The 11,679-nt window shown below is 67.0% G+C and carries 15 protein-coding genes; 6 read left to right on the forward strand and 9 right to left on the reverse strand.

Translation table 11 applies throughout. From position 1 onward, the window contains the following. Complete coding sequence (locus tag EDF18_RS08985) at positions 1-1,242, reverse strand: M23 family metallopeptidase (protein ID WP_123517305.1); 1,242 nt, start codon at positions 1,240-1,242, stop codon at positions 1-3. Between the two features lie 658 nt (positions 1,243-1,900). Between EDF18_RS08985 and EDF18_RS08995 the strand changes: the two genes are divergently transcribed. Both EDF18_RS08995 and EDF18_RS09000 read left to right on the forward strand, forming a co-directional pair. After that, positions 1,901-2,254: a metalloregulator ArsR/SmtB family transcription factor gene (locus EDF18_RS08995; protein ID WP_191330333.1), complete on the forward strand. Its 354-nt coding sequence runs from the start codon at positions 1,901-1,903 to the stop codon at positions 2,252-2,254. A 1-nt stretch (position 2,255) separates the two neighbouring features. Continuing rightward, positions 2,256-3,176: a cation diffusion facilitator family transporter gene (locus EDF18_RS09000; protein WP_123547505.1), complete on the forward strand. Its 921-nt coding sequence runs from the start codon at positions 2,256-2,258 to the stop codon at positions 3,174-3,176. A gap of 12 nt (positions 3,177-3,188) precedes the next feature. Here EDF18_RS09000 and EDF18_RS09005 read toward each other — a convergent pair whose 3' ends face one another. From EDF18_RS09005 to EDF18_RS09015, 3 genes are read right to left on the reverse strand one after another with little or no spacing between them, the layout of a single operon-like run. Next, positions 3,189-3,869 (reverse strand): cation transporter, encoded by a 681-nt coding sequence (locus EDF18_RS09005; protein WP_123547506.1) that lies wholly within the window; start codon positions 3,867-3,869, stop codon positions 3,189-3,191. Next, the gene (locus EDF18_RS09010) at positions 3,866-4,219 is read right to left on the reverse strand and encodes a helix-turn-helix transcriptional regulator (protein ID WP_123517313.1); all 354 of its coding nucleotides are present in this window, start codon (positions 4,217-4,219) and stop codon (positions 3,866-3,868) included. Before EDF18_RS09010 ends, EDF18_RS09005 begins: the two co-directional genes overlap by 4 nt. 39 nt (positions 4,220-4,258) lie before the next feature. Beyond that, on the reverse strand, positions 4,259-5,260 hold the full coding sequence (locus EDF18_RS09015; RefSeq protein WP_123547507.1) for an arsenic resistance protein: 1,002 nt from the start codon (positions 5,258-5,260) through the stop codon (positions 4,259-4,261). 95 nt (positions 5,261-5,355) lie between these two features. On the opposite strand from EDF18_RS09015, the gene EDF18_RS09020 reads away from it, so the two are divergent. Next, the gene (locus EDF18_RS09020; RefSeq protein ID WP_123547508.1) at positions 5,356-5,757 is read left to right on the forward strand and encodes a MerR family transcriptional regulator; all 402 of its coding nucleotides are present in this window, start codon (positions 5,356-5,358) and stop codon (positions 5,755-5,757) included. On the opposite strand, the gene EDF18_RS09025 is transcribed toward EDF18_RS09020, so the two are convergent. The 5 genes from EDF18_RS09025 to arsB are packed head-to-tail and all read right to left on the reverse strand — an operon-like array spanning position 5,754 to position 9,820. After that, positions 5,754-6,248, reverse strand: a complete 495-nt coding sequence (locus tag EDF18_RS09025) for a GNAT family N-acetyltransferase (protein ID WP_123548264.1) — start codon at positions 6,246-6,248, stop codon at positions 5,754-5,756. The two genes, EDF18_RS09020 and EDF18_RS09025, sit on opposite strands and share 4 nt — an antisense overlap. 17 nt (positions 6,249-6,265) lie before the next feature. Continuing rightward, the gene (locus EDF18_RS09030; RefSeq protein ID WP_123547509.1) at positions 6,266-7,609 is read right to left on the reverse strand and encodes an NAD(P)-binding domain-containing protein; all 1,344 of its coding nucleotides are present in this window, start codon (positions 7,607-7,609) and stop codon (positions 6,266-6,268) included. After that, positions 7,606-8,277: an arsenate reductase ArsC gene (locus EDF18_RS09035; RefSeq protein WP_123517319.1), complete on the reverse strand. Its 672-nt coding sequence runs from the start codon at positions 8,275-8,277 to the stop codon at positions 7,606-7,608. The genes EDF18_RS09030 and EDF18_RS09035 overlap by 4 nt, the downstream gene beginning before the upstream one ends. A gap of 23 nt (positions 8,278-8,300) precedes the next feature. Then, complete coding sequence (locus EDF18_RS09040) at positions 8,301-8,711, reverse strand: arsenate reductase ArsC (RefSeq protein WP_055811500.1); 411 nt, start codon at positions 8,709-8,711, stop codon at positions 8,301-8,303. Positions 8,712-8,734: 23 nt separating this feature from the next. Then, positions 8,735-9,820 (reverse strand): ACR3 family arsenite efflux transporter, encoded by a 1,086-nt coding sequence (gene arsB / locus EDF18_RS09045; RefSeq protein ID WP_123547510.1) that lies wholly within the window; start codon positions 9,818-9,820, stop codon positions 8,735-8,737. Between the two features lie 85 nt (positions 9,821-9,905). Between arsB and EDF18_RS09050 the strand changes: the two genes are divergently transcribed. From EDF18_RS09050 to EDF18_RS09060, 3 genes are all read left to right on the forward strand, one after another. Then, positions 9,906-10,256, forward strand: a complete 351-nt coding sequence (locus EDF18_RS09050) for a metalloregulator ArsR/SmtB family transcription factor (protein ID WP_043594596.1) — start codon at positions 9,906-9,908, stop codon at positions 10,254-10,256. A 107-nt stretch (positions 10,257-10,363) separates the two neighbouring features. Beyond that, positions 10,364-11,011: a Panacea domain-containing protein gene (locus EDF18_RS09055; RefSeq protein WP_123571440.1), complete on the forward strand. Its 648-nt coding sequence runs from the start codon at positions 10,364-10,366 to the stop codon at positions 11,009-11,011. A 52-nt stretch (positions 11,012-11,063) separates the two neighbouring features. Beyond that, positions 11,064-11,663: a hypothetical protein gene (locus EDF18_RS09060; RefSeq protein WP_148050073.1), complete on the forward strand. Its 600-nt coding sequence runs from the start codon at positions 11,064-11,066 to the stop codon at positions 11,661-11,663. The last annotated feature ends 16 nt before the right edge of the window (positions 11,664-11,679 follow it).

Genomic DNA, 11,679 nt, shown 5'->3' on the forward strand with positions numbered 1-11,679 from the left:
TCAGACTCCTTTGGTTCTGAGGTAGGCGATGGGGTCGGTGGCAGCTCCGCCCTGGCGGAGCTCGAAGTGGAGGTGGCAGCCCGTCGAGAGGCCGGCGTTGCCGACCTGGGCGATCTGCTGACCGGCGGTGACCTGCTGGCCGACACGGACTTGAACGCCAGAGGAATACATGTGGCCATAGTTGGTGGAAACCCCGCCGGCAGACGTAACCGTAATGAGGTTCCCGAATCCGCCGTAGGCGCCGGCATAGGTGACGGTGCCGGCGGTGGCGGCGTAGATCGCGTTTCCGCAGGAGGCCCCGAAGTCCGCCCCAGCATGCAGTTTCGGGTAGCCCAGGACTGGGTGGATGCGCATGCCGTAGGCCTGGTAGCTCGAGTACGCCGTGATCGGCATCGTCCATCCCGAAGGCGACACGGCGGAGGATGTGGGGGCTGCAGGAGCCGAGGTCGCCGCGGCTGCTGCGCGGGCGGCTGCGGCGCGAGCTGCCGCCTCGGCGGCCGCCTTGGCTCGCGCGGCTTCGGCCGCTGCGTACCCTTGTTCGGCGGTGGCAGTCTCTTGCTTCAACACGGCCAACTGAGCCTCGAGCTCGATGCTCCGTGTCTCTTGTTCCGCGACGGCGGCTTGCGCGGTGGTCGCCGCGGCAAGCGCGTCGTCGCGGGCTGTCTGCGCGAGACCCTGGAGTCGGTCCCGTTCGGTCGTTGCGACTTGAGCTTGATCGCGAAGGCTGCTGACGGTGTTCGCTTTCGCGGTCGCGTTTTCTAGCATCCGGTTCGAGGTTTTCGTCAGCTGCGAGGCCGTTCCGAGCCGGGAAAGCAGGTCATCGGCGTCGCCGCCGGCGACGGCGATGTTCATCGACACATCGGTCCCGCCGGCACGGCTCAGCGACGCAGCCCACTGGCTGATCTGCCGTTCTGCATTGTCGGCGTCCTGCTCGGCGCGGGCGACGTCGTCAGAAAGGGAACGAAGGGCTTCCGTTGCAGCGTCAGCGGCATCCTGAGCCTCTTGAAGCTCAAGGCCACGCTGATCGGCTGCAGTGGTCAGCGTCTCGGCTTGTTGCCGGAGGCCATCCAGTAGGCCGGTCAATTCGGTGATCTTGTCGGCGGTCGCCGCCTCGTTTGAGCGGGCGGCGATGACGTCATCCCAGGTTGGATAGGCCGCAGCGCGAGAAGGGGTGGCGGTAAGAAAGGTGGCGGCGAGAACGGCTACAAGGGCCGGCGCAGTCACCCTGACGATGCGAAGCATGTAAGGGGTGTCCTCGGTCTCGAAGGAGCACGCCGAACGCCTGATGACTGATCGTCATCGTCCGCCGACGCGCAGGTCGCGATCGGGGAGTGTCTAGATTCGGGAGATGCCCAGCACGGTAAGGCTCACGATCGCCGGGCGTCGCGCATCCGGGACGGAGGGCACTGTTGAGTCGGGGCCGGCGAGTGGATCGAGCGTTCGGGCGGCTGCGCCCCGCATCCGCACCAGGGCAACAGCGAGAGTCACCACGCAGAGGAGGGCCAGGAGGGTACAGGCCAGAACTCCACCGCTGTCAGTGAGCCCGGTCATGGCCTCGTCGCCGACTGACAGTGGAGGGAGGGAAGAGTCTCGAGGGGCCGGGTCGTCGACCGACACGGCCTGCGTCACGCTCGACGCGGCTTGCACCCCGCCGGAGAAGGCGTTGTCGCCGAGGGTGTGGATGCCCAGAACTGCTGCGAGGGTCGCGGCTGTGATGGACAGCAACAGTGCCCAGACCCCGACGGACCACCGTGAACGGGAGGCGCCGGACGTAGTTCTGAACATCACGCCTCCTTCCAGGTCCAGGTCTGACCAAAGGCTAATCAACAACAGGGGTACGTCGCTGCAGAACTGCCCCAAGACTCTAGACATCGAGGCAACGTCGTGTGACCATCTTCGCATGCACGAAGATACGCATCAAGAGGAACTCCACCCGGATGACGCGTTCGTGGAACTCGCCGTCGAAGTGTTCTCCATGCTTGCCGACGCAACCCGTGTCCGGATGATCCTTGCTCTCCGCGACGAAGAGTTATCGGTAAATCATCTGGCCGACATCGTTGACAAATCTCCCACTGCGGTCTCGCAACACCTCGCCAAGCTCCGTATGGCCCGGATGGTCTCGACGCGCCAGGCCGGCAACCGTGTCTTCTACAGGCTCGTCAACGATCACGCCAGCAAGCTCGTGCAAGACGCCATCTTCCAAGCCGAGCACTCCGTCGGCGCCGCTTACCGTCACCACCACGAAGGACACTGACATGGGCGCAGGCCACGATCACGCGGCACCCGGCGGCACCGACCACCGCCGCCGCCTCGCCATCGCCTTCGGGATCACCACCTCGATCCTGATCGTCGAAGTCATCGGCTCGGTCATCACGGGAAGCCTGTCGCTCCTGGTCGACGCAGCCCACATGCTCACCGACGCCGGCGGCCTCTTCATGGCGCTTCTCGCAGCCACCCTCATGAAGCGAGCCGCAACCTCAAAACGAACGTGGGGCTTCCAACGAGCGGAAGTGCTCGCCGCCACAGCCCAAGCGACGGTGCTTCTTGCGGTTGGCCTCTTCGCTCTCGTCGAAGGCATCCGGCGCCTGTTCGAGCCTCCTGCTGTGCCCTCTTCTGAGCTGCTCATCTTCGGCATCATCGGACTCGTGGGCAACATCGTGTCCATCACTGTTCTCACTGCCGGCCGCTCGGCCAACATGAACATGCGGGCAGCGTTCCTCGAAGTCGTCAACGACGCCCTCGGCTCAGTGGCCGTTATCGCCAGCGCCCTGATCATCATGACCACCGGATGGGGCCAAGCCGACGCACTCGCCGGAATGCTCATCGCCGTGCTCATCATCCCCCGCACCATCAAGCTGCTCCGCGAGACAACAGGGGTGCTGATGGAATCGACCCCCACCGGCCTTGACCTCGACGACGTTCGGGCTCACATGCTCGAGCTGCCACACGTCACCGAGGTCCACGACCTGCACGCTTCGCTCGTGGCCACGGGGCTGCCGATCCTGAGTGCGCACGTCACCGTCGAGGATTCCTGTTTCCAAGACGGGCACGCACCTCAGATCCTCGACGACCTCCAGAAGTGCGTCGCTGAACACTTCTCGATCAAGGTCGAGCACTCGACCTTCCAGATCGAGCCCGCCCAGCACGCTCAGCACGAGCACCACACCCACGTCTGAGCTTCCCCGGGGTCAGCAGCAATCGCAGGCCTCGACCTGGCGCTCGCCCGTCAGGGCCGACACGGGCGTCTTGCAGGCGTCGCCGCGCCAGGCCTCGAGGCCCTCCCTAACGGCGAAGACGACGATGACGAGCCCGGCCACGGGGTCGGCCCATGCCCACCCGAACGCGAGGTTGAGCACGAGTCCGACGAGGACCGCGGCCGAGAGGTATGAGCAGATCAGCGTTTGCTTCGAGTCGGCCACCGCGGACGCCGAGCCCAGCTCGATGCCGGTGCGGCGCTCGACCAGGCTGAGGAACGGCATGATCGCGAGACTGACCGCGGCGAGAACGATGCCGACGGGGGAGTGGTCGGGCTCGCGGATGCCGGTCAGGGCGAGTACTGCATCCACGGACACGTAGGCGGCTAGGCCGAAGAACGACACGGCGATGACGCGCAGCGCGAGCCGTTCGCGCTTCTCCGGGTCGGGGGCGGCGAACTGCCACGCGATCGCGGCGGCCGAGAGAACCTCCACGATCGAGTCCAGGCCGAAGCCGACCAGGGCCGTCGAGGAGGCGACGGTGCCGGCGGCGATCGCAACGATCGCCTCGATCACGTTGTAAGTGATCGTGATCGCGACGATGATCCGGATCCGACGCTGCAGGAGTAGCCGGCGTGCGGGCTTGAGCAGGGCAGGCAGCGTGGTCGTGCTCATGCGCCGGTTCCGCAGCAAAGGGGGACGTCGCATGCGTCGTCGGTGCAGGGCTCTCCGTCGTCGACGGCGAGCACGACGTCGACAAGGGCAGTGAGTGCCTTCGTGAGGTGAGCGTCAGCGATCTCGTAGCGGGTCGACCGACCCTCGGGAACGGCAACGACGATGCCGCAGCCGCGGAGGCACGAGAGGTGGTTCGACACGTTGGACCGCGTGAGATCGAGCTGCTCTGCCAGAGCGCCGGGGTAGCCGGGCTGGTTCAGGAGGTGCAGCAGGATGCGCGATCGTGTCGGATCGGCCATGGCGCGCCCGAGGCGGTTCATGACGTCGACGCGCGATGAAAGAGTCAGCATGCACTGACTCTACAGTCGACGCTGACTTGACACGACTGGCTAATTGGGCTCGGGTCTAGATGCCGCCGGTTCGATTCGCCCGGCCGAGCTCGGGACAAGACGAGGGACGAGTCGGACGAAGATCACCATGCCGATGAGCTCGACGAGCGTCTGGGTCACGACGACGACTGGAGTGAGCGACAGGGACGCCGGCAGGGCCAGCGCCAGCGGGAGGACCACGAGGGAGTTCCTGGTCGCGCCGCTGAACACCAGAGCACGGGTCGCTGGCACGTCAAGGCGGAAGATGCGGCCGGCGCCGATGCCGAGCACTGCCATGACGATGAGGAATTCGGCGTAGAGCGGCACCAGCACGAGCAGCTGGCCCAGGGAGTCTCCGACAGCACCGGCTTGTGAGGCCACGACGGTCAACAGGGTGGCCATCATCAGCGGCACCATCAGGCCGAGCGTCGTCCGCTCGATGACGACCCCGTATCGGTGTCGCCGGGCGAGTGCCTGCACGAGTGCGGCCGCGGTGAGCGGGACGACGATCAGGAGCAGGAACGCCCGGGCGAAGGGGCCGACCTCGACCACGGCGACGCCCTCGGGGCCGATGAACAGCAGCAGGTACAGCGGCAGGAGGAGGATCTGCGCCAGCATCAGCAGCGGCGCCGCGGCGAGGAGTCGTTCTGATGCCCCGCCGGCGAGGCCTGCGAACACGATCACGTAGTCGATGCACGGGGTCAGCAGCACCAGGAGCACCCCGAACAGCAGTGCCGGCTCGTCCGAGACGAACCGGGACAGCCCGTAGGCGACGAGGGGGACGACGACGAAGTTGAGCACCCCGACCGCGGCGAGGAACCGTCCGTCGCGGAGGGATTTCCCGATCGCGGCGAACGGGACCCCGAGGAATGTCGCGAACAGCAGCAGCGCGAGCACGGGCTCGATCGCTCCCTCTAGGTGGTGTGCTCCCGGCACGGTGAGGCCGACGACGCCGGCAGCCAGGATCGCCGCCAGGTAGAGGCCGATTTGCCGGTGTTCGAGCCAGGAGACGACCGCGTTCACGGCTGGACTGGTGTGGGGGAGGAAGGCACGTCAGTGACCGTAGAGGTTCGAGCCGCTTGAAGGTCAAGCGGCGTCGGCAGCTCTAGGGTCGCGGTGTGCGAATCTCCGAGGTCAGCAAGCGCAGCGGCGTCTCCGCAACGGCGCTCCGGTACTACGAGTCCATCGGGCTTTTGACCCCTGCTAGGGCTTTGAATGGGTACCGGGACTACAGCCCGGACGTGCTCAGCCGGCTCGACCTGATCGAGGCCAGCAAGGAACTCGGTCTGCCCCTCGATCAGATCGGCGCGCACCTCAGCACCATGGAATCGACGTCCTGCACCGACGTCCGGGAAGCGCTGCGCCCACTCCTGGCAGAGCAGGTGCGTCAGATCGAGGAGAAGCAGGCCCGGCTCGACGGGCTCCGGTCGCGTCTTGCTCGTGCCGAACACGACCTGGTCGAGTGCCCTGACCGGTCTGAGCGGTGCTCGACCGAGTGCGTCTTCCGAGCTGGCCCCTAGGAGGGGTCGGTGGGTGAGCGTCGTTCGATCAGAACGGTGTCGCGCCACACGCCGGCATAAGGGCCTGCTTCGGAGCGTGCGATCCGTTCCCGCGTCCCGATCCGGCGGAACCCTGCACGGTCGTGGAGGGCCAGGCTTGCCTCGTTCTCAGGGAAGATCGACGACTGCGCGGTCCAGATGCCGGCGGCATCCACCGAGTCAAGGAACGCCCCCAGCAGCGCTTGTCCGACCCCGTGGCCTTGGGCTGCCGCGGCGACGTAGACGGAGTGCTCGACGACGCCGGCATAGGCAGGCCTGGCCGACGTCGCGGACGCCGCCACCCAGCCGAGGACAGCGCCCGTGGTGTCGTCGACTGTCACGAACCGATGCGCGGCGAGCTTGCCGGCATCGAACGCCTCCCATGTCGGGGTACGGGTCTCGAAGGTGGCGTTACCGGTGTCGATGCCCTCTTGGTAGATCCGCTCGACGGCGGGCCAGTCGTCCGGGCTCATGGCCCGGACGGTGACGCTCACGAGCAGCACCCACCTGCTGCCGCTCCGTCGACGGCGCACCCGGAGGCGTCCGGGAGGTTCGTCGAGCAGACACCCGTGTCCGGGAGTTCGAGCTGCACGATCCGGGCGGCTTCATGGTTGCCGGCGAGTTCGTCCGCGATGGAGCGGACCTGCTCGTAGCCGGTGAGGAGCAGGAACGTCGGGGCGCGGCCGTATGACTTCATGCCGGCGATGTAGAAGTTCGGCTCCGGGTGCCCCAGCTCCGCGACCCCGTGCGGGTAGACCGTGCCGCAGGAATGCAGGTTCGGGTCGATCAGCGGGGCGAGCTGCCGAGGTGCTTCGACGATCTCGTCCAGGGATACCCGGACCTCACGAAGCATGTCGAGGTCAGGGCGGAACCCGGTCGCGTTCACCACCACGTCCGCAGCGACCGTCAGGGGCTCACCGCGTCGACGCCCGACGAGCTGCACGCCGTCAGCGGTCTTGGTCACGTCGTCGACCTCGAACCGGTCCACGAGGGCGATCGGGCCCGCACGGACGAGGTCGCGGACGGCGCTGCCGAGGTCGCCGCGGCCTTCGAGCTGGTCGGCTGCGGACCCGTAGACCCGGGCGGGGGTGCTGCTGCGGATCGCCCACGTGATCGTCGTCCCGGGGGCTTCCTTGGCGAGGGCCGCGAGCTTGATGAGGGTGTTCGCGGCCGAGTGGCCGGCGCCGACGACGACCGTGTGCCGGCCGGCGAACCGGTCCCGGTCGCGGCCGAGGACGTCGGGCAGGGCGTGGCTGATGCTGCCGGCGACGTCGTCGCTGTGGGAGAGGCCGACACCGGAGGAGGTGAGGGTGTTGGGGGTCGTGTAGGTGCCGGAGGTGTCGATGACGGCGCGGGCGAGTTCGTCGCGCACCTCGCCGTGGTGGTCGAGGTGCAGCAGGAACGGCGTCTCGGCACGTCCCGTGGAGCGGGTGCGGTCCATGCCCTGCCGGGACACCGCGGCGACCCGGTGCCCGTATCGGATGCGGCCCGACAGCTCGGGGGTGGCGGCGAGGGGTTCGAGGTAGTCGCGGACGAAGTCGGCACCGTAGGGGAGCTTCTTCGCTGCCGGGGCTTCCCAGTCGGTGGTGTCGAGGAGACGTGCGGCGGCCGGGTCGACGAGGTGCTCCCACGGGGTGAACAGGCGCGTGTGACCCCACGCACGGACCGCCGTTGCGGCACTCGGGCCGGCTTCGTAGATCGCGACGTCGACGCCTCGTTCGAGGAGCCGCGCGGCTGCGGCGAGGCCGACGGGGCCGGCGCCGATGACGGCGACGGGGAGCCCGGCGAGGGTGGGTGCGTCGGTGCGGGGAGGGACAGAGAGGGTGAGGCTCATGCGGGGAGGCCCTTCGATTCGATGCCGAGTTCGGCCAGGAGCGATTCGACGAGCTTGCGAACGTCGTCGCGGATGAGGCGCACCTTCTCGAGGGGGAGCCCGGCGGGGTCGGTGAGGTGCCAGTCGCGGTAGGTCTTGCTGGGGTAGATCGGGCACGCGTCGCCGCAGCCCATCGTGATCACGACGTCGGCTGCCTGCACGACGTCGTCGGTCAGAGGCTTCGGGAACGCCTCGTCAAGGTCCAGGCCCAGCTCCCGCATCGCTTCCGCGACGACGGGGTGGAGGTCCCGGGCGGGCAGGGACCCGGCCGAGCGGACGTGGACGGCACCGCCGGAGAGGACGTTGGTGAACACGGCTGCCATCTGGGAGCGGCCGGCGTTCTGCTCGCAGACGAACAGCACCTCCGGAACCGTCCGCTCGATCGCCCCGGTGGCCTGCCCGAGGGCGGTCAGTCGGTCGATAGCGAACCGGGTCGCGTTGGTGGTCAGGTGCGCCCGGACCTGCGCTGTGCGAAGGAGAGCCGTGTAGGACTCGAGCACGTACCGCTCGATCGTCTCGGGCCCGAAGATGCCCTCGAACCGGGTGGCGAGGTCGCCCGCGGCACGCTTGAGTGCGTCCTCGGGGAAGGCAAGGCCCGGCAGGCCGCGCCTCGTGGTCAGGTCCGTCATCGTCGTCTCCTCGCAGCTCAGGGTCAGGCGGTCGCGGGTGCGATCTCGGCCAGGAGGGCCTGGATGCGGCCCTTGATGTCGTCGCGGATGGGGCGGACGTCCTCGATGCCGCGGCCGGCGGGGTCGGTCAGCTCCCAGTCCTCGTAGCGCTTGCCGGGGAAGATCGGGCACGCGTCGCCGCAGCCCATCGTGATCACGACGTCGCTGTCCCGGACGGCCTCGGTGGTGAGGACCTTGGGCTGGTTCCCGGCGATGTCGATGCCCTCTTCGGCCATGGCCTGGATCGCGATCGGGTTGATCTGGTCCTTGGGCTCGCTGCCGGCGGAGAGGACGTCGACGCGGTCGCCGGCGAGGGCCTGCATGTAGCCGGCGGCCATCTGTGAGCGGCCGGCGTTGTGGACGCAGACGAACAGGACGGTGGGCTTGGTGCTCATGACGGGTTCCTTCGGGTGAGGGGTCAGACCCGTTCAGCGATGCGCGCTGCCGGGGCGGGGGAGGGGAACAGGCGTGGCCGGAGCCACAGGGACAGGTACACCAGCGCCACGAGCGCCGGGACCTCGATCAGGGGGCCGACGATGCCGGCGAGGGCCTGGCCGGAGGTTGCTCCGAACGTGCCGACCGCGACGGCGATCGCCAGCTCGAAGTTGTTTCCCGCGGCCGTGAACGCCAGCGTCGCGGTCCGCTCGTAGGCCAGGCCGATCGCGCGTCCGGTGAAGAACGCGACGAGGAACGTGACGGCGAAGTACACCAGCAACGGCAGGGCGATGCGGACGACGTCGAGAGGCCGGTCAACGACTTGCTGGCCTTGGAGGGCGAACAGCATCACGATCGTGAAGAGCAGCCCGTAGAGGGCGAAGGGGCCGATCTTCGGCAGGAATCGTGTCTCGTACCAGGTGCGCCCCTTGGTCGCTTCCCCGATGCGGCGGGAGAGGTAGCCGGCGAGGAGGGGGATACCGAGGAAAACCAGGACGCTGAGGGTGATGGACCAGATGCTGAACGACGCGCTGGTTGTGGGGAGTCCGAGCCAGGCGGGGAGGATCTGGAGGTAGAACCAGCCGAGGCCGGCGAAAGCGACGACCTGGAACACCGAATTGAGGGCCACGAGGAACGCGGCCGCCTCTCGGTCACCGCAGGCGAGGTCGTTCCAGATCAGCACCATGGCGATGCACCGGGCGAGGCCCACGATGATCAGACCCGTGCGGTACTCCGGCAGGTCGGGCAGGAACACCCACGCCAGGGCGAACATGAGCGCAGGCCCGACGACCCAATTCATGACGAGTGACGACACCAGGAGGCGCCGGTCGCCGGCTATGGCGCGGGTGTCGGAGTAGCGGACCTTCGCCAGCACCGGGTACATCATTACCAGCAGTCCGACCGCGATCGGGACGCTCACCTGTCCCACCTGGAACGAGTGCAGCAGTTCACCGAACGCCGGCACGAACACGGCCAGCAGCAGCCCTGCGCCCATGGCGGCGAGGATCCACACGGGGAGGAAGCGGTCAGCGGTCCCGAGCTGGGCAGGCGCGGTGGGGGTGATCGTCATGCAGCTCCGTAGATCGATGAGTGTCGATGTGTTGAGCCTGCCCCAACCCATCGACGACTGTCAATCTGTGTGGAAGAGTGTTCACATGCCCGTTGCCGAACTCCTGCCCCTTACGGACGTGACCGCGTGCTGCGCACCGCTGGCCCGCGAGGCGATGGACGCGGAGAACGCCGAGAAGCTGGCCCGCAGCCTGAAAGCCATCGCGGACCCGGCCCGGCTCCGGCTCATCTCGATGGTTGCCGCGCACGACGGGGCCGAGGCGTGCGTGTGTGACCTCACCGAACCTCTCGGGCTCAGCCAGCCGACTGTGTCGCACCACCTGAAGGTCCTCGTCGACGCCGGCATCCTCACTCGCGACAAGCGCGGGATCTGGGCGTACTACGCGCTCGTCCCTGGGGCCCTCGATTCCCTCGGCAAGCTCCTTGTAACGGCCTGAGTTCTGCTGCGTTTTCCCTCGTCTCTTGGCTGGCGCATGCACTCGAGATGCCGCATGGCTTACAGCTGGAGGGAATCAACATCGCGTAGTGTGAGTTGATCTCGTTGATGGGAATCATGACGAATGGGGGGTTGACCGTGGAGCGGACCGTTGCGGCTGCATCGATTGCGTCACGTCTGCTCGTCGCCGCGAATCACGATGGTCGAAGTCTCACCAACCTGCAACTGCAAAAGCTCGTCTTCCTTGTTCAGAGCAAGGGGCTGTCAGAGCGACATGCGCCGACGTTCCGAGAGCCGGTTCAGGCCTGGAAAAACGGCCCCGTGGTCAAGCCTCTCTACGGCTTGTACAAGGAGTACCACGATCAGCCAATAGCCCACATCGACACCTCAGCCATCAGCGTCGAGGAGTTGCGTGAGGAAGTCATCGATGACGTCGAAGACGTGTGGTCGCTTTTTGGAGATATGACCGGGGGCGCGCTCTGGACACTGACCCATGAGCCGGGCCGAGTGTGGGACAAGCATTACCGCGAGGGTTCGCTGAACATTGAACTGCCTCAGCCGGAGATCGGAAGCGACTGGGCCGCGTACCGGCGGGTAGCGGAGCTTCGCAAGGCTGGGCGGTTGCGGGCCTCCGAACATGCCGCGATTGAGCATCCGTCGCTCGGCACTGCTCAATTTGCTACGACATCTGGTCCCGCCTACGAGGCAGCAAAGTCACGATTCCGCCTTTCGCGGCCCGTTAGGCGTGCCAACTGACGCAGGGACGGGATCGCCAGCTAGGGCTTCACGCCTTGTAGTCATCCTGGACGTGAACGTCTACCTCGACGCCGCCCGAGTCGTCGGCGCGCCGTTCACCTGGGAGCGGCTCGTGGCAGCAGGGGTCCGGGCGCGAGCCGATGGAGTTCCGCACCGTAGGGATCCGGGACTTGACAGCGTGTTGACCATCCTCGCCTGCGCGGGCGGCCAGCACGCAGACGGGCGCAGCCTGAGTGTCTGGACGAGCGACCACATCAACCTCATGGTCGCGTCTAAGGCTGCCCATCCCACATCGGGCGTCGGGAACCCAGGTCTTGGATGGCTAGACGCCGATGCCCAGACCTTGCTCGAGGACCTCGTTTGGGAAGTCGTCATTCGCTCGGAGGGTGACACGGTGGGTGAGATCGTGAGCGCCTACGGGGATCCGCCGCTCGATCATGAAGATGGGACGGTGTACGCAACCGCCCGGGATGCCGACGATCCTGATGATGGCTACGTCGACCGCGTGTGCATCACTCGTGACACCGGCTTCCTCAACGCTTCACTCCCAGGCCTGATCCAGGTTGTTTCGCCCAGCACGTGGATCCTGGAATACCAGGCTGAAGAGCGCAAGCGAGCTATGCGTCGTCTTGGCGCCGCCCGTCCGCATTGAACCTCACCATTCCTTC

It is taken from the genome of Frigoribacterium sp. PhB107 (assembly GCF_003751515.1).
GTDB lineage: Bacteria > Actinomycetota > Actinomycetes > Actinomycetales > Microbacteriaceae > Frigoribacterium.